This is a genomic window from Lysinibacillus sp. HST-98 (assembly GCF_016757845.1).
GTDB lineage: Bacteria > Bacillota > Bacilli > Bacillales_A > Planococcaceae > Lysinibacillus > Lysinibacillus capsici.
Window position 1 is genome coordinate 300,174 of sequence record NZ_JAENHX010000004.1, and the last position, 17,554, is coordinate 317,727.

Annotated in this window: 17 protein-coding genes; 3 read left to right on the forward strand and 14 right to left on the reverse strand. The window is 39.4% G+C overall.

The features are described from left to right. Positions 1-8: 8 nt before the first annotated feature. The 3 genes from JIN86_RS12270 to JIN86_RS12280 are packed head-to-tail and all read left to right on the forward strand — an operon-like array spanning position 9 to position 3,156. The gene (locus tag JIN86_RS12270) at positions 9-788 is read left to right on the forward strand and encodes an enoyl-CoA hydratase/isomerase family protein (protein ID WP_004225519.1); all 780 of its coding nucleotides are present in this window, start codon (positions 9-11) and stop codon (positions 786-788) included. A 14-nt stretch (positions 789-802) separates the two neighbouring features. After that, on the forward strand, positions 803-1,963 hold the full coding sequence (locus JIN86_RS12275) for an alpha-hydroxy acid oxidase (RefSeq protein ID WP_202342050.1): 1,161 nt from the start codon (positions 803-805) through the stop codon (positions 1,961-1,963). Continuing rightward, positions 1,960-3,156, forward strand: a complete 1,197-nt coding sequence (locus tag JIN86_RS12280; protein WP_202342051.1) for a CaiB/BaiF CoA transferase family protein — start codon at positions 1,960-1,962, stop codon at positions 3,154-3,156. Before JIN86_RS12275 ends, JIN86_RS12280 begins: the two co-directional genes overlap by 4 nt. A gap of 178 nt (positions 3,157-3,334) precedes the next feature. Here the strand turns inward: JIN86_RS12280 and JIN86_RS12285 are convergent, their stop codons facing one another. From JIN86_RS12285 to JIN86_RS12350, 14 genes are all read right to left on the reverse strand, one after another. Continuing rightward, positions 3,335-4,534: a glycine C-acetyltransferase gene (locus JIN86_RS12285; protein ID WP_009371627.1), complete on the reverse strand. Its 1,200-nt coding sequence runs from the start codon at positions 4,532-4,534 to the stop codon at positions 3,335-3,337. A gap of 58 nt (positions 4,535-4,592) precedes the next feature. Further along, entirely contained in the window at positions 4,593-5,669 is a 1,077-nt protein-coding gene (locus tag JIN86_RS12290) for a hypothetical protein (protein WP_004225523.1), read from the reverse strand. Between the two features lie 101 nt (positions 5,670-5,770). Beyond that, positions 5,771-6,406: a YczE/YyaS/YitT family protein gene (locus JIN86_RS12295; RefSeq protein ID WP_202342052.1), complete on the reverse strand. Its 636-nt coding sequence runs from the start codon at positions 6,404-6,406 to the stop codon at positions 5,771-5,773. A 119-nt stretch (positions 6,407-6,525) separates the two neighbouring features. Next, a complete protein-coding gene (gene ybaK, locus JIN86_RS12300; protein WP_004225525.1) occupies positions 6,526-7,020 on the reverse strand; it encodes a Cys-tRNA(Pro) deacylase in 495 nt (164 codons plus the stop codon). Positions 7,021-7,044: 24 nt separating this feature from the next. Next, positions 7,045-7,770 carry a hypothetical protein gene (locus tag JIN86_RS12305; protein WP_004225526.1) on the reverse strand — a complete coding sequence of 242 codons (726 nt, stop codon included), beginning with the start codon at positions 7,768-7,770 and terminating at the stop codon, positions 7,045-7,047. Between the two features lie 332 nt (positions 7,771-8,102). Further along, positions 8,103-8,756 (reverse strand): VanZ family protein, encoded by a 654-nt coding sequence (locus tag JIN86_RS12310; RefSeq protein ID WP_004225527.1) that lies wholly within the window; start codon positions 8,754-8,756, stop codon positions 8,103-8,105. A gap of 44 nt (positions 8,757-8,800) precedes the next feature. Then, positions 8,801-10,339, reverse strand: coding sequence for an acyl-CoA carboxylase subunit beta (locus tag JIN86_RS12315; RefSeq protein WP_004225528.1), 1,539 nt, complete (start codon positions 10,337-10,339; stop codon positions 8,801-8,803). 53 nt (positions 10,340-10,392) lie between these two features. Then, a complete protein-coding gene (locus JIN86_RS12320; RefSeq protein WP_202342053.1) occupies positions 10,393-11,175 on the reverse strand; it encodes an enoyl-CoA hydratase in 783 nt (260 codons plus the stop codon). Continuing rightward, a complete protein-coding gene (locus tag JIN86_RS12325) occupies positions 11,172-12,089 on the reverse strand; it encodes a hydroxymethylglutaryl-CoA lyase (protein WP_004225531.1) in 918 nt (305 codons plus the stop codon). Before JIN86_RS12325 ends, JIN86_RS12320 begins: the two co-directional genes overlap by 4 nt. Before the next feature lie 14 nt (positions 12,090-12,103). Then, a complete protein-coding gene (locus JIN86_RS12330) occupies positions 12,104-12,316 on the reverse strand; it encodes an acetyl-CoA carboxylase biotin carboxyl carrier protein subunit (RefSeq protein ID WP_004225532.1) in 213 nt (70 codons plus the stop codon). 68 nt (positions 12,317-12,384) lie between these two features. Then, positions 12,385-13,743 carry an acetyl-CoA carboxylase biotin carboxylase subunit gene (locus JIN86_RS12335; protein WP_202342054.1) on the reverse strand — a complete coding sequence of 453 codons (1,359 nt, stop codon included), beginning with the start codon at positions 13,741-13,743 and terminating at the stop codon, positions 12,385-12,387. Positions 13,744-13,758: 15 nt separating this feature from the next. Then, complete coding sequence (locus tag JIN86_RS12340) at positions 13,759-15,393, reverse strand: AMP-binding protein (RefSeq protein ID WP_004225535.1); 1,635 nt, start codon at positions 15,391-15,393, stop codon at positions 13,759-13,761. A 43-nt stretch (positions 15,394-15,436) separates the two neighbouring features. Continuing rightward, positions 15,437-16,579 (reverse strand): acyl-CoA dehydrogenase, encoded by a 1,143-nt coding sequence (locus JIN86_RS12345; protein ID WP_004225536.1) that lies wholly within the window; start codon positions 16,577-16,579, stop codon positions 15,437-15,439. Positions 16,580-16,698: 119 nt separating this feature from the next. Further along, complete coding sequence (locus tag JIN86_RS12350) at positions 16,699-17,316, reverse strand: TetR/AcrR family transcriptional regulator (RefSeq protein ID WP_004225537.1); 618 nt, start codon at positions 17,314-17,316, stop codon at positions 16,699-16,701. Between the last annotated feature and the right edge of the window lie 238 nt (positions 17,317-17,554).

The window sequence follows — 17,554 nt, forward strand, 5'->3', positions numbered from 1 at the left end:
GAATGAAGATGACAAACGAAATTTATGTAGAGAAAAATGGCTATATTGCAACGTTAGTATTAAATCGCCCAGATAAACGAAATTCTTTATCAAGGGCAATGTTTCAAGCCATAGTAGACCAACTAGAGCTACTCAGTATAGATTCTTCCATCAAACTTTTAATTGTTCGCGGTGTCAATGATGTAGCCTTTTCTTCCGGTGCAGATATTAGCGAGTTTTTAGATGTTCGTTATGCTACAGACAATGCCAAAGCCTATAATGAATTGGCTCTAAAGGCGATCGATGCCCTCTATAAATTTCCGCATCCGACAATTGCTATGATTCAGGGCTTAGCAATTGGTGGTGGCTTAGAGTTAGCAAATGCTTGTGATTTTAGATTAGCAACACCTAAGAGTAGGCTAGGCATCACCGCTGCAAACATAGGTATTGTCTATAATTTAGAAAGCACGAAACGTCTCATCAATATTGTTGGTGTCGCTAAGGCAAAGGAAATTTTGTACACAGCTACTATTTTCACAGCTGAAGAAGGAAAAAATATTGGTTTAATCACGGCCCTCCACGAACCAGAGGATATTGATGAGGCGACATTGCAATTCGCTGAACATTTATTAAGTAAATCATCCATTGCAAACACAGGCATCAAAAAAGTGATCCAGGCAATTGTTGATGGTGAAAATGAAGAAAACGATGCGTTGGCACAGTTAGTTTTGGATTCATTTAGTTCAGACGATTATAACGAAGGTATTCAAGCCTTTTTAAATAAAAGAAAGCCTATTTTCAATAAATAAGTGAGGTAGTAACGATGACAAACATAACTGATGGCGATCTACTCTTAAAAAATATAACTGCACAAGCCCCCTTCCCCATTTGCTTTGCAGATTTAGAAAAGGCCGTAGCGGAAAAAATCGAAGCTGGACCTTTTGGCTATATCCGTTCAGGTGCTGGTGGTGAACAAACACTGCGCAATAATCGTGCAGCTTTTGAGAAGTATTCCATTGTTCCCCGTTTTTTAAATGATGTGTCAAACGTTGATACATCCGTTCATTTGTTTGGTAAAACATATCCAACTCCTTTTCTTTTTGCTCCTGTGGGCATGAACGGAATGGTTCACGATGAAGGTGAGCTTGCTGTTGCACGTGCTGCCCAGTTTTTAAATACCCCTTATATACAAAGCACTGTTTCCACTTTTGCTCTTGAAGAAGTTGCTCAAGCTGCGCCTTCTGCAACAAAATGGTTTCAATTATATTGGTCTACCAATGAAGAAATTGCTTTTAGTATGGCTGCACGTGCGGAGGAAGCTGGATTTGAAGCGATCGTTTTAACTGTCGACACCGTAATGCTTGGCTGGCGTGAAGAAGATGTACGCAATCAGTTTTCACCATTGAAGCTAGGCTATGCAAGAGGAAATTATATGAATGATCCCGTTTTTACAGCCTCTTTACCTGATGATTCATTCGAGTCCTATGTACAAGGTGTCTTGCAAAATGTCTTCCACCCAACACTTAATTGGGAGCATGTTCGAGAGTTAAAAAAACGTACAAATCTTCCTATATTATTGAAGGGAATTTTACATTCTGAAGATGCAAAGCTAGCTATCGACAATGGTATAAATGGCATTATTGTATCAAACCATGGTGGCCGTCAATTAGATGGCGTGATTGGTTCACTCGATGCCCTTCCTGCTATTGCGAAAGTTGTGAATGGACAAATTCCTATTATATTAGATAGTGGTGTATATCGTGGCATGGATGCCTTAAAAGCACTTTCTTTAGGAGCGGATGCCGTTGCAATAGGACGTCCTTTCGTCTATGGACTTGCCCTTGAAGGACAACAAGGCGTTGAAAAGGTGATGACCAATCTTTATGATGAATTAAAGGTTTCTATCGCATTAGCCGGTGCCACCTCTGTCAAAGGATTACGCAACATCACATTAGTCAAACAGGATGGGACTGAGGGTAAATGAAACAAGCACTACAAGGATTAAAGGTTGTCGATTTATCACAAGTCTTAGCAGGTCCCTATTGCACCATGGTATTAGCAGATATGGGTGCAGAAGTTATCAAAATTGAAAAATATCCAAACGGAGATGATACCCGTACAATGGGTCCATTCGTTAATGAAGAAAGTCATATGTATATGATGGTTAATCGTAATAAAAAAGGTGTCTGCATCAATTTAAAAACTACTGAGGGACTGGCTTTATTTAAAGAATTGATTCAATCTGTTGATGTACTTGTGGAAAATTATCGACCAGGTGTCACGAAAAAGCTTGGTATCGATTATGACACATTAAAAGCCATCAATCCAGGCCTAATTTACTGCTCTATTTCCGGTTATGGTCAAACAGGTCCATATAGTCAAAAGGGTGGCTATGATATTATGGCTCAGGGTCTGAGTGGCTTAATGCATATGACAGGTGAAGCAGATGGACGACCTGTAAAAGTTGGCTTTGCGGTGAATGATATTGCTGCTGCACAAACAGCCTTACAATCCATTTTAATGGCCTATATTTATAAGCTTCGTAGTGGCGAAGGTCAATATATAGATGTGTCCTTAGTGGAGTCAGGTCTTGCGTGGACTGTTTGGGAGGCCGCTGCTTACTTCGGAAAGGGTGAGTTACCTGAGCGAACTGGAACCGCCCATCGTGTGTCAGCGCCTTATCAAGGTTTCAAAACACAGGATGACTATATTCTAGTAGGTGCTGGCAATCAAAAGCTATGGGAGATTTTTGCCGTAAAAGTTGTCAATCGACCTGATTGGTTAGACAATCCTCTCTTTGCTACCAACTATTCACGTGCCCAACATGTGAGGGAGCTGGAGGCAGAAATTGAAAGCGAGCTAATTAAGCATAAGGCTATCTATTGGCTCGAACTATTGGATAAGCACGGTGTACCATCTAGTCCAATCTATTCCTATGACCAAACATTAAATGACCCTCATATACTAGAGCGTAACATGGTACTGTCCTATGAGCACCCGATTGCTGGACCAATGAGAACATTGGGCTTCCCAGCTAAGTTTTCACAAACGCCTGGACAGCTAACAAGTGCAGCACCTACATTAGGACAACATAATGAAGAAATTTTACAGGCATTAAATATTTCTGATCAAGCTATTCAACAGCTCAAGGCAGGCAAAATAATTGGGTCAAAATAAAGAGATTGTCTATTTTTAGATTAGATCGCTATCAGTTAGATTTAACCTTCTATTGGTCACTTTTTTGGTTCTATCCTTCACTTTTTTGGTTCTATCCTTCACTTTTTTGGTTCTATCCTTCACTTTTTCTTTTCTATCATGCAAAAAAGGCTTCCCCATCCACGAGGAAGCCTTTTTCTTATTGAATAACGCCTAATTCACGACCAATCTTCTCGTAAATCGCAATTGCATCATCAAGCATTTCTTTTGTATGTGCCGCTGTTGGCATATTCCGAACGCGACCTGTACCTTTTGGAACTGTTGGGAAGACAATCGATTTTGCATAAACGCCTTCTTCAAATAAACGTTTTGAAAATTCCTGTGTTAACTTTTCATCCCCAATGATGCATGGTGTAATTGGTGTTTCAGACGCACCAATATTAAAGCCAAGCTTCTCAAGCCCCGCTTTTAAATAATTACCATTATCCCACAGCTTATCGTGTAGCTCTGTTGAATCAATCAGCATTTGCACTGCTGCTGTAATAGCGGCTACATCACCTGGTGGTAATGCTGTTGAGAATAGGAATGGGCGTGAGCGAACTTTTAGCCAATCAATTAAATTTTTCTTACCTGCTACATAGCCACCTACTACACCAATAGCTTTTGATAATGTACCAATTTGGAAATCAATTTCTTTTTCTAATCCAAAATGCTTTACAGTTCCCTTTCCTTTACCTGTTACACCCGAACCATGTGCATCATCCACATACGTAATTAAATCAAACTCTTTAGCTATTTCCACAATTTCAGGTAATTTAGCAATATCACCATCCATTGAGAAGACACCATCTGTGATAACCATGATTTTATTGTATAAACCTGATTCCTTTGCCGCTTTTGCCTTTGCACGTAAATCCTCCATATCAGAGTGATTAAACGCGATGATTTTTGCCTTCGATAAGCGACATCCATCAATAATAGAGGCATGGTTTAATTGATCAGATAGAATGGCATCATTTTTATCCATTACAGCCGAAATAGCTGCCATATTACAATTAAATCCAGATTGATAAGAAATAGCCGCTTCTGTTCCTTTAAATTCAGCAAGCTTTTCTTCTAATTTCACGTGCAAGTCAAGTGTACCGTTGATTGTACGAACAGCACCTGCTCCAACACCGTATTTATCAATTGTCTCTTTGGCAATACGCTTTAATTCTTCATTTGTTGCTAAACCAAGATAGTTGTTAGAGGATAAGTTAACAAGATTTTTGCCACGGACCTGAATAATTGGACCATTTGCTCCCTCTACTGGATCGATTTCATTGTATAAGCCTTGTTCATGTAGGGCTTGTAGGTTTTCATCTAAAAATGCATTCAATACTTTTGACAAGCGTATCATCCTTTCCTAGGAAAACTGTTCTCGCTCCTAGTTTAGCACATGCAAGCCATTAGCTACATTACTTTGTTAATCTTTCGAATAGTGGCGCTGTTTTCTCGCGCCATAAAGAAGCCGAAAGACAATTATCTAATAAACGACGAACAGTATATTCAGCTTCTGCATATCGTTTAGAATGGCCCATTGCATCCTGTATAGCCTCTTTGTATTGTGCTCGCACTGCCTCGATTGCAGTTTCTGCTTCCTCTGAAAGCGCACAATGTTGACCAATATCAAATATCTTATCCCCTAACCTACCATCCTCTGGATTAAAGATATGAGGCTCTGTGCTATCAAAAATACAGAAATTGAGCTCTGGGATAATGACCATATCCACAGATCCTGCATCTAAGCCACACCAAACAATTTGTGCATCAAGCCCTCTTGCATTTGCTTCATCTGCTAAGCTTTTCATTAGTGAAGATTTGCCTGTACCTGGCTTACCTTTAATCATAAAGCGAGTCGTGATACTTTTGGTGATACTATCCACTGTATTTTCCGCACCTCTAGGAGTTAATGTTCCCAGTAAACGATGTGTCCGCATACCTGTTTTATTCAGAACAATGGATTGGAACACATCCGACTTTAAATTTTCCACCTGTTCATTTAATGCGTGCCAGTCCATACAGCTTTGTGTAACAACCTCCCAGTCATCATGTAGCTTAATTGCTTGATTCAGTTTCGCTATGCATTTTTCACGCCATGTTGCACGCTCTTGCATGGTCTCTGCAAGCTGTTCTCCAATCTTTTTAAGCTGTAGGTCCTCTAAACAATCGTAGAAAGACATGACACGATGCTTTGTACCGAGTAAAGTTGGCTCAATATTCCACTCAGATGCCCATACAAAAAGTCTGTTACAGCCTTTTATATAAACGGCCTCAACAACCTCCTCTAATAAAGCATGCTTAAACCACTCGACACCAAAACCCTGTTTCACATAGAAGTACCCTAGTTCTTTTAACAGTTCTGAACCTTTAAATGTGGCAGGCCCTTGCAAAAAATAAACGAGAGACGCCTCTTCCATCATTTCTTTATATAAATGCTTCACACCTTGGCCAGTCAATGCGTGTCCAAAATAATACGTTACATTTCCGTTCAAATGTCGTTCCTCCTTTAGCTTGTGCCCTGCATTATATGAAAGAACGCTAAAAAAAATGAAAAGCTACTTCTATCCTTTACAGATCTAAGTAGCTTCTTGGTTTAATAGAATGGCTTTATGCCCTCCATATTTCCAATACATTTCATCAATATTTTACGACAATACGGTAATGAATATTGCACAATATAGCCTGAAGTTAAGGCGATCAATACTGTCCCTACTCCAACTGGTCCTCCTAGAAGCCAGCCCACAATGGTTACAAGTACTTCAATTCCCATTCTTGCTGTTTTAATGGATCCACCAAACTTTTCGACAAGTATCATCATTAAGGTATCCCTTGGTCCTGCGCCCATATTCGGTGCAATATACATCCCACAGCCAAAGCTCAAAACAAATAAGCCAATAATAAAATATGTAATTTGTAAGCCATATACATCCGTCGAGGGTAACATCCAGTTAAATACATCAATGAACGAGCCAATTAACAGCATATTGAGCCAAGTACCTATCTTTGGCCATTGACGCAATACAATGGATGTTGAAGCAACTATAAAGAGTCCTGTTACAATAGACCATGTGCCAATACTTAACCCAAAATTTTGAAATAGACCTACATGTAAAACATCCCATGGGCTTGTGCCCACAATTTTCCCCTTTATCGACATCGTGATGCCAAGTGACATCACCATTAAGCCACCAATAAAAAAGGTCCAACGCCACCTCATTATTCTACGCATTCCTTATCCTTCTCTCTATGAATAATATTGCTATTACTGTATCATACTTTCAACCAAAATTAAGCTATAGTGCTTGAACTAAACCGTTTATCTTACCACATAAAAAACTACCCATTCTCTCACTCATGGGTAGTTGTAATTGAGGCAAGTTGTGCCTTTGTTATATTCTTCAGATCTTCTATTTGTACATGAATTTGCATACCAATTTTCCCGGCACTAACGATTATACTACCTTGTTCTTGAGCAGATACATCGATGACCGTTGGATATAACTTCTTCATCCCTACTGGTGAACATCCACCGCGAACATAACCAGTATGGCTAAGTAGATCTTTTACCGCTAACATTTCAATTTTCTTTTCCCCAACTACCTTGGCGGCAGCTTTTAAGTCTAGCTCTTCAGCTACTGGAATTACAAATACAAACAACCTTTGTGCACTTGCTTTTGCTACTAATGTTTTAAATACCCGAGCAACAGGCTGCCCTATTTTCTCAGCTACAGAAACACCATCTACTTGACCGTCCCCTGTTTCATATTCCATCACATCAAAATGAATTTTTTGTTGTTCTAATAAACGAATCGCATTCGTTTTCGCATACTTTGCCTTTGCCATGTCAACAATCTCCTATCTACAGCATCAGGCTATCAAAGAGAACATAGAATCCTTGTCTGGACGATAGCCATTTTTCGTCATTTGAACGTGAGCCGCATATCTTTCCGATGCCTGTTTAAATACTCTTAACTTGAATGCAGTCTCATAGTTCTTACCGAAAATTGTATCTGCAAATGGGTCCAATTTCAATTCCTTCGAGTAACGTTCAGGAACCTTCACTTCAATGATGTCACGTACAAAAGATGGTTCGCTTTCATTTGTGGCAACGTCATCAAAATTTGCATTATTTAACATATGCTGTATTTGAGCGTCAACACTTTGCGCCACACGTAAATCTAGAGGAGAAGGCTCTGCTGATGACAATGCTGCATTACGTACCTGCTCTAAAATGTGCAGTGTGTCACCTTGTTCTGAATCGGATATATTCGAGGAATCAGCGTTATCATTCATTCCTACTTTATAAGTTTGCTCATGGGCCCGTACATTCTTTTCAGTTTGCTGTAAATCTTCCATAATGGCTTTCTGCTGAGGAGTTACTTCTTTTGACTCTTCTTGCTGTTGATCGTACAAATCTTGGTCAGTACGTCCTAATAATAAATTTTCAAGTTCAATCAATAATGGATTTTTCTTTGGCTGAAAATACATCGCATTTTTTCTATAGGCATCTCCTGCCTCTTTACGCTGAAGTATTTTTTTACGATTATGCTGGGATGAAATTCTTTCTTGCTCCATTAGATTTGATATTTTCATTGTTTTCACCTCGCCCTTCTATCTTCATATGCTAATAAGTTAATAGATATGAACATTCTTCCTCACACTCTATCTATACCATTTTAATAGTTTCTGTACACTCATTATCGGAATTTTCACTATTAAATTCAAGCACTAATGACTACTAAGCTCCTAAAGAGATATTAATTATTTTCAAAAATAGGCAGAAAGAACCTCATTCAGCTCATATTTCCATATTCATTTATTAGCTCCATACACTTTTCAATAAAATTTATTACCATATACACTAAACAAATGGTGTTAATCAACATTAAATAAAAAAACAGCCCCTTCATACTGGACTGTTTTTCTCATTTTTTTGGTCTAATCAATATACCTTTATAGGCTAAGTAACCAAGCCATGCACCAATTGTATTTAAAATTAAATCATCAATATCTGCAGAACCAACGGTAAAAATAAATTGAACGGTTTCAACAGCAAGACTAGAAATAAAGCCTAAACAAATAATAACCCACGCTTTTCGGAATTTCTTCGATAGTAAAGGCAGTAAAAAGCCCATTGGAGTAAAAATTAATAAGTTGCCAAGTAAGTTAACGATTATAATTTCCCAATTAAAATACTGAGAGTAGTTTATATAACGGAGAATCGTTTCGAAGGGTATAAAATTAGTAGTTAATCGCCAGCTACTATAATCAAACAATCCTAAGTCACCTATAGAGTAATCTCCCTTTAATAAAATGACGACTACATCTACTAAGCGATCAATAACCAATTTATAAAAAGCCATAAATGAATAGATACTAAATAAAATCCAACCTGCAACCTTTAGCGGCAAATAATATGTATCAATGACATCCCGATATGGTAATGGGAGCTTGGCATTGTTTTGAACATCCGCTATGTTGTTTTTAGACAAGCTTAACACCCACTTCCCTTTTATTCCTTCCCATATTTTAATATGCTCAACTATAGCTTGCAAGTAGCTGAAAAAATTATCACCCAAAAAGGCTGTCTCCTACCAGAGAGACAGCCTTATAATAAGTATGTTTAAACTGGGTTTACCCCATGCTTACGTTGTGAGAATAATAAGTATTTTGACATATAAAGTTCTAAGCGATTTTCTAGTACCTTACGCAGCTCGTTAGGCTCAATCACATCATCAATGATAAGCTCTGAAGCTAAGCGATACACATCAATTTCCTCTTGATATTCTTTACGTTTCTCGGCAATGAAGCTTGCTTGCTCTTCTTTTGGAAGTTCTGCAATTTTATTGGCATAGACTGCATTGACAGCAGCTTCTGGTCCCATTACGGCAATTTGTGCATTTGATAAGGCAATACAGCAGTCTGGTTCAAACGCAGGGCCAGCCATTGCATATAATCCTGCACCATACGCTTTACGCACAATGACCGTTAGCTTAGGAACAGTTGCCTCACTCATGGCAAAAATCATTTTAGCACCATGACGGATGATTCCTGCTTTTTCTACCTGAGTACCAATCATAAAGCCTGGAACGTCTGCTAGGAATAACAGTGGGATATTGAATGCATCACATAGTGAAATAAATTTCGCCGCTTTATCAGCAGAATCATGGAATAGCACGCCTCCCTTGACGCGTGGTTGGTTAGCGATAATGCCGACTGATTGACCATTAATTCGGGCAAGGCCTGTAATTAATTCTGGTGCAAATAATTTCTTAACCTCACAAAATGAATCTTCATCGATAATACGATCAATTAGCTTATACATATCAAATGGAACATTTTGATTTTGAGGAATTAATTCTTCAATAGATTTATCAAATGAAGCCGGTGGTTTGGGAGCCTCTACCTTGCTACGCTCTGCATAGTTATTAGGGAAGTATCCTAAATATTTGCGCGCATAAGTAATAGCCTCCTGTTCGGATTTAACAAGCACATCTCCACAACCCGAAACGGAACAGTGCATTTTTGCGCCGCCCATTGTTTCTAAATCTACTTTTTCACCGATAACCATTTCGGCCATTCGAGGAGATCCTAAATACATAGAAGCATTCCCTTCTACCATCACCACGATATCGCAAAATGCAGGAATATAGGCACCACCCGCTGCGGAAGGACCAAATAATAAGCAAATTTGCGGAACTTTTCCTGACAGTTTGACTTGATTGTAGAAAATGCGGCCTGCGCCTCTGCGGCCTGGGAACATTTCAAGCTGATCTGTAATACGTGCACCTGCTGAATCCACTAAATAGAGTAATGGACAATTCAACTTTTCAGCTGTTTCTTGAATGCGAATCATTTTTTCAACTGTGCGTTTTCCCCAAGAACCAGCTTTAATCGTTGAATCGTTAGCTAGCACACAAACCGTACGACCATGAATTTTACCAATACCAGTGATAACGCCATCTGCTGGTAAATCCCCTGCTAAACAGTTTGCATAGAGCCCATCCTCCGATTGAAGACCATCATCAAGTAAAAGTTCAAGACGCTCACGTACAAATAGCTTGCCTTGTTGTGCATTTTTATCATGATATTTTGGTAATCCACCTGCTAAAATTTTATCTTTCATTGTAGGTGGTGTATTTTCTGTCGAGATATTGCTCATGTTTATTTCCTCCCTTTGCCCAATCGATTACACCAAAATGATTTCTTGGCGTTTTATTTCCCTGAATATTGTGGCGCTCGCTTCTCTTGGAAGGCAAGTAAGCCCTCTAATCGGTCTTCTGTTGGGATCAGTGCACTATATGCAAGTGATTCAATTTTTAACCCGGTAGCTAAATCTACCTCAACACCTTGATTGATCGCAACTTTGGCTTGCACTAAAGAGAGTGGTGCATTTTTTGCCATTTCCAGTGCAAGCTGTTGTGCCTTATCTAATACCTCATGTCCTTCATAAACATATTCGATAATGCCATAATTTTCAGCTTCTTCGGCATTGAGCCTACGTGCTGTATAAATTAATTCCTTTGCTTTACCAAGACCAATTAAACGTGGAAGTCGCTGTGTCCCCCCAGCACCTGGAATAATACCGAGTGAAGTTTCTGTTAAGCCAAGCTTTACATGTGTAGCAGCAATTCGTAAATCACAAGCTAGTGCCAACTCCAAGCCTCCACCAAAGGCTACACCATTTAGGACAGCAATGACAGGCTGTGCAAGCGTTTCAACTTTTGCCACAGTGGCACCAATCAGCTGCACGATCTTCTTCACTTGTTGATCAGACATTCCTTTACGTTCCTTTAAATCAGCACCTGCACAAAATGCCTTTTCGCCCGCACCTGTTAGAAGGACTACACGCACTGCTGGATCTCCATTGATTTGATCAAGCGTGTCAGACAGCTCATGCAGTAATTGAACCGACATAGCGTTCGCAGCTTCTGGTCTTGAAAGTGTAATAAGTCCAATACTATCCTCTAGTACTTCAAAACGAACGAGTTGTGTCATCCCTGATTTGCACTCCTTTCATTGCGGACAATCGCCATTTGCTTTGATGCAACAGCTTTGCCTAACTTCTCTTCAATAAAGAGTGCTGCCTCTAGCACCTTTTGTCGATCTACGCCTGTTTCAATGCCCATCTCATCAAATAAATACAATAAATCTTCTGTGGCTACATTACCTGAGGCACCCTTTGCATATGGGCAGCCCCCTAGCCCACCAAGCGCACTATCAAATTTGGTAATACCCATCTCTAAGGATTTCATAATATTGGCTAATGCGGTCCCACGTGTATCGTGAAAATGCATGGCAAATTTTTCAGCAGGATACCTTTTTAGTAATTCCTCTAAGAGAAACTCAACCTGCGTCGGTACACCAACACCAATTGTGTCACCAAGCGATATTTCAGTCACACCCATCTCCAATAATTTTTCCGTTACTCGTAATACCTTGTCAGGGTGTATATAACCCTCATAGGGACAACCAATAACCGTTGAGATATAACCTCGAACATGTTTCTTTGCAGCCTGAGCTCCTACTACAACTTCCTTTAATATGGGAAATGTATCTTCTATGGTTTTATTAATATTACTTTGGTTATGGCTTTCACTGGCAGACATAAAAATACTTACTTCATCTACTTCAGCCTGCAATGCGCGTTCTAAGCCCCGCATATTGGGTACAAGTGCCGCATAGGTAATATCCTTATGTCTTTTAATGGCTTGCAGAACCTCGACTGCATCTGCCAATTGAGGAATCCATTTGGGATGCACAAAAGATGTCACTTCAATATAATTTAATCCTGTTTGACCTAATAAATTTACTAATTGCACTTTATCAGCTGTTGAAATATGCGTTTTTTCATTTTGTAAGCCATCACGGGGACCAACTTCTTTGATTGTGACTTGCTTAGGTAACTGCATAAACAAGCCTCCTCTTATTCAATTTCTAAAATATCATCATCAACGTTAATAAAGTCTCCCTCATTGGCAATGATTTTCGTCACTACGCCATCCTCTTCTGCTGCAATTGGAATTTCCATTTTCATCGATTCTAAAATGGCTACATCTTGACCTGCTGTCACTTTCTCGCCCTCTGTTACGACGATTTTCCATACTGTTCCTGCCATGCTTGCTTTTACTGTTGCCATAATCATTCACTCCTAATTTTTTTATCATGTATTCGTCCCTCTTCGGAAACACGAATACATGATCATTGTTATTTTGTTTCTGCTAATTGCGGTAAATAATATTGCTCTACAAATTTTGTTGTCGTATACCCTTTTAAAAATTGCTCATGTGTGATGGTTTTTAAAAGCATCGGGATATTCGTTTGAATCCCCTCCACTTTATACACCTTTAGCGCTTGTGCTAATCTTTCACAGGCAATTTCTCTTGTTTCCCCCCACACTACCAATTTACTAATCATCGGATCATAGAATGGTGTTACCACTGAACCAGACTCTACGCCACATTCATGTCGAATTCCTTCACCGGTCGGTAATTCAAGAGTCGTAATGGTACCTGGAGACGGGAAAAATGTCGAAGGATTTTCAGCGTATATGCGCACTTCAATCGCGTGCCCTTCTTTAGTAATACTTTCTCTAGTAAATGTAAGAGGTTGTTTTGCCGCAATTTTTAATTGCTCTTCTACTAAATCAAGCTTCGTAATTTCCTCCGTAACGGGATGCTCTACCTGTAGTCTTGTATTCATTTCTAAAAAATAAAAGTTTTGATCTTCATCAACCAAGTATTCGATTGTTCCAGCATTGACATAACCAATATGCTTTGCCGCCTTAACTGACGCTTCTAGCATTTTTTCTCTTGTCTCTTGTGAGATGAACGGGGATGGTGCTTCTTCTACTACTTTTTGATTTCTTCGTTGAATAGAGCACTCACGTTCAAATAATGGAACAACATTGCCTTGATGATCTGCAATAATTTGCACCTCGATATGGTGAGGGTTAGCAATGAACCGCTCCATATACATCGTGCCATCACCAAAGAATGATTGTGCACGCTTTTGATTGCCCTCAAAAGCTTTGGCTAGTTCCTCGGCATTATCAACTAGTTGCATACCGATACCGCCACCGCCTGCAGATGCCTTTAACATAATCGGATAGCCTAAACGCTCCGCTATGCTAGTGGCTTCTTCTACATCCTTCACAGGCGCTTCTACACCCTCTACAATCGGTACACCTGCAGCTTTCATTGTTTTACGTGCCTCTAATTTACTGCCCATTGAAGCAATCACATCAGCACTTGGCCCGATAAACACTAAACCCGCCTCTGTACAACGTTTCGCAAAATTTGCATTCTCTGATAGTAAACCATAGCCCGGATGAACAGCCTCTGCGCCACTTTCTAGTGCAATTTCAAGAATGCGGTCGATATTTAAATAGCTCTGTGCAACCGGTGGCTTCCCCACACAGAAAGCTTCATCTGCATCTTTCACATGTAAGCTTTCTGCATCTGCCTCTGAATAGATAGCAACCGTATGAATATTTAGGCGCTTGCATGTTCTGATCACACGTCTAGCAATCTCTCCACGATTTGCAATTAATACCTTGTTGAACATATTCACTGCCCCTCCTTACTTTACGGTCATAACAAAATCTTCTCGTAATTTATATTTTTGAACTTTTCCAGATGCAGTCATTGGATAGTGATCAATAAAGAAAATATGTCGGGGAATTTTATGTCTAGAAATTTTATCTCGACAATAATCTCGGATTTCATCCGCTGTAGCCTGCTCCCCTTCTTTTAAAACAATCCAAGCTGCCGCCTCCTCGCCATAAACAGGATCAGGAACACCAGCAACCTGAACATCTGAAATTTTCGGATGTGTATAAAGAAACTCCTCAATTTCACGAGGATATAGGTTTTCGCCACCTCGGATAATCATATCCTTTAAACGACCTGTTACACGGACATAACCTGCTTCATCCATTGTTGCTAAATCACCTGTATGCAACCAACCATCCTCGTCAATCGCCAGATCTGTTTCCTCCTGGTTTTTATAATAGCCCTTCATCACATGATAGCCCCTTGTACACAGCTCTCCCTGTTCATTCGTCGGAGCTTCCTCGGTAGTTCCAGGAACAACAATCTTTACTTCTAGGTTAGGTAATGCGCGGCCAACCGTCTCCACCTTTAACACTAACGGGTCTTCCGTTCTTGTCTGCGTAATAACAGGTGATGATTCTGTTTGACCGTAGCATATTGTTATATCTTTCATGCCCATCTTCTCAATGACCGCTTTCATAACCTCAATTGGACAGTTTGATCCTGCCATGACGCCTGTACGTAAAGTTGAAAGATCGAAAGATGCAAAATTCGATAAATTCAGTTCACTAATGAACATTGTTGGCACGCCATGTAATGCAGTGCATTTCTCTTGTTGAACGGTTCTTAGTACCTCTTCAGGTGAGAACTCCTGTACCGGTACCATCGTTCCACCACTCGTTGTGATGGCTAATGTGCCTATGACACAACCAAAGCAATGGAAGAATGGAACTGGGATACATAGACGATCCTCTGGCGTTAAACGCATACATTCAGCAATATTGACAGCATTATTGACTAAGTTAAAATGCGTTAGCATTACTCCCTTAGGAAAGCCTGTTGTACCAGAAGTATATTGAATATTAATGACATCATCATAATGGAGAGATTGCTCTCTCTGATCTAACTGTTCCTCGGTTACTTGCTCGGCAGCTGTTAAAACATCTGACCAATTAAGTACGCCGGGGTATTTGGTTTCACCGATTAAAATAACATTTTTTAATAAAGGTAGTCGCTTTGATTGCAAATTACCTGGTTCACAATGTTCAAGCTCTGGACATAACTCTTGCAGTGTATTGATAAAAGAATGGTCCCGATAATTTTCAATTAAAAAAATCGTTTTAGCATCAGATTGCTTCAATAAATACTCCAACTCACTCGCACGGTAATTCGTATTTACCGTTACAATTGGAGCACCCATCTTCCCTGTACCAAATTGAAGCTGTACCCACTCAGGAACATTCGTCGTCCATACTGCGATATGGTCTCCCTTTTCAATTCCAAGAGCCATTAAACCTCTCGCTACGTATCGTGCTTGACGATTTAGCTGTTCATAAGTCATGCGTAAATTTCTGTCAGCATAGACCAATGCTTCATTCTGCGGGTACTTTTTTGATTGTTCATCTAGCAATTGACCAATTGTTTGATACACAAGTTCTGCCATGAAGATCCCCCTTATTTATGCTATTTAACTTAACTAATGATGATTAACAGCCAATTAGACGAGAAATAACAAGACGTTGAATTTCAGATGTCCCTTCACCGATTTCCATTAATTTAATATCACGTAAATGACGTTCTACATCGTATTCTTTCATATATCCAGAACCACCATGAATTTGGATTGCTTGATTACATGTACGGAAGCCCATTTCAGAAGCAAATAGTTTAGCCATGGCAGCTTCTTTGCCAAATGGCTTCTTTTGATCTTTTAACCATGCCGCTTTATGTACTAACGTACGAGCAAGCTCTATTTCCATCGCCATGTCAGCTAATTTAAATTGGATCGCCTGTAACTTCGAAATAGGTGCACCAAATTGCTCACGTTCCTTCGCAAATTTTAGTGCCTTTTCATAAGCAGCCTGGGCAATTCCAACAGAAAGAGCAGCGATGGAAATACGACCACCATCCAATGTATTTAAAAACTGGCTAAAGCCACGTTTTTCATCCCCTAATAGATTTGTTCTTGGGACACGAACATTTTCTAACACAATTTCACATGTATTGGAGCCACGTACACCCATTTTGTCATAATTACAGTTGATTGTTACGCCTGGTGTGTTGGTTGGCACAATAATAGAAGAAATAATCTTTTTACCATCCTCACGTTTACCTGTTACCGCAGTTACAATAATTTGTCGAGCATATCCTGCATTGGTGATCCAGCATTTCTCTCCGTTAATGATGTAGTCATCACCATCAATAATAGCTGTAGTACGTGTGCCCCCTGCATCTGAACCAGCATTTGGCTCTGTTAAACCGAATGACCCTAATGTCTCACCCTTAGCTAATGGAACTAGCCACTCTTGCTTTTGTTCCTCTGTGCCGAAGTTGTAAATTGGTGAGGCTCCTAAGCTAACAGCAGCTGCATAGCTTAACCCTGTGCCCCCACATGCTCGACCAATCTCCTCTACAGCTAAAGCATAGGACACCGTATCACCACCTGATCCACCATATTCCTCAGGAAACGGGATACCCAATAAGCCTAGTTCTGCCATCTTCTTAAAGCTCTCTATTCTCATTGTTGATGTCTCATCAACCTCACGAGCATACGGTTTAATCTCCTTCTCAGCAAAATCACGCACCATGTCTCGAATCATTTCTTGCTCTTTTGTTAATTCAAAATTCATCCCTAGTCCCCCTAATGTCGAATTTGCCATAGTAAATGTAGCTTAAGAACAATTGCTTACAGTTAATACCGACTAGTCGGTTTGTAAAAACAAATAATAAAACCAGTGTTTCCTACTGGCTACCCCTTTATTATAAATTGCTTTGCTTCTTCCATGGCTTGATCTGTCACAATTGCCCGTAATACCATATCGGTAAAAACATCTGTGATTTGCTCCATCGTTAATGGTCCTGATTGCTTAAACCATTTGTATGTCCAGTTAATCATCCCGACAATTGCCATTGTCACAATTGTACAAGGTAATTCGGTACGAAAAACCTTTGCTTCCTGACCCTCTGCTATCACTCTTTGTAAAATATCACGATAGTGATCTCGCTTTTTATGGATGATGTCACTATATTCATCTGAGAGTGAACGACTTTCTTCATAAAAAATCGTAATATGTGCTTGATACATATCAAATACTTGTGTCAGTGTTTGCAGCATGGCACACAAACGTGTGATAGGTGTATCGAATTTGTCATATGCAGCTTGCGATTGTTGAATAACATATGAAATAAAGACATCATGAATTTCATACAACAGTTCATCTTTTGATTTAAAATTATGATAAAATCCACCCTTTGATGCCCCAATATATTCCACAATACGATCCACTGTTACATTGTGATAACCATCTTGTTGAAACAATTCAACTGAAGCGTCTACAATTCTTTGTTTTAACGTTTTCTTTACCATAGGCCCTATCATCCTTCATCTAGCTCTATACTTCATCACTCCTTATAATCAGGAAAAACCATTAAACCTATAAAGTATTCTATTTTTTCCTAATTATAAAAATACTATGACAATACAAATATAACATTCTCAAAAATTGGTGTCTAGCACCGAATAGCTTTTTTATAAAGTTTCGAGCATAATTTTTACTTAAAACAGCATGAATAGATTTCGCAAACACAAATTAACTGTATGATAT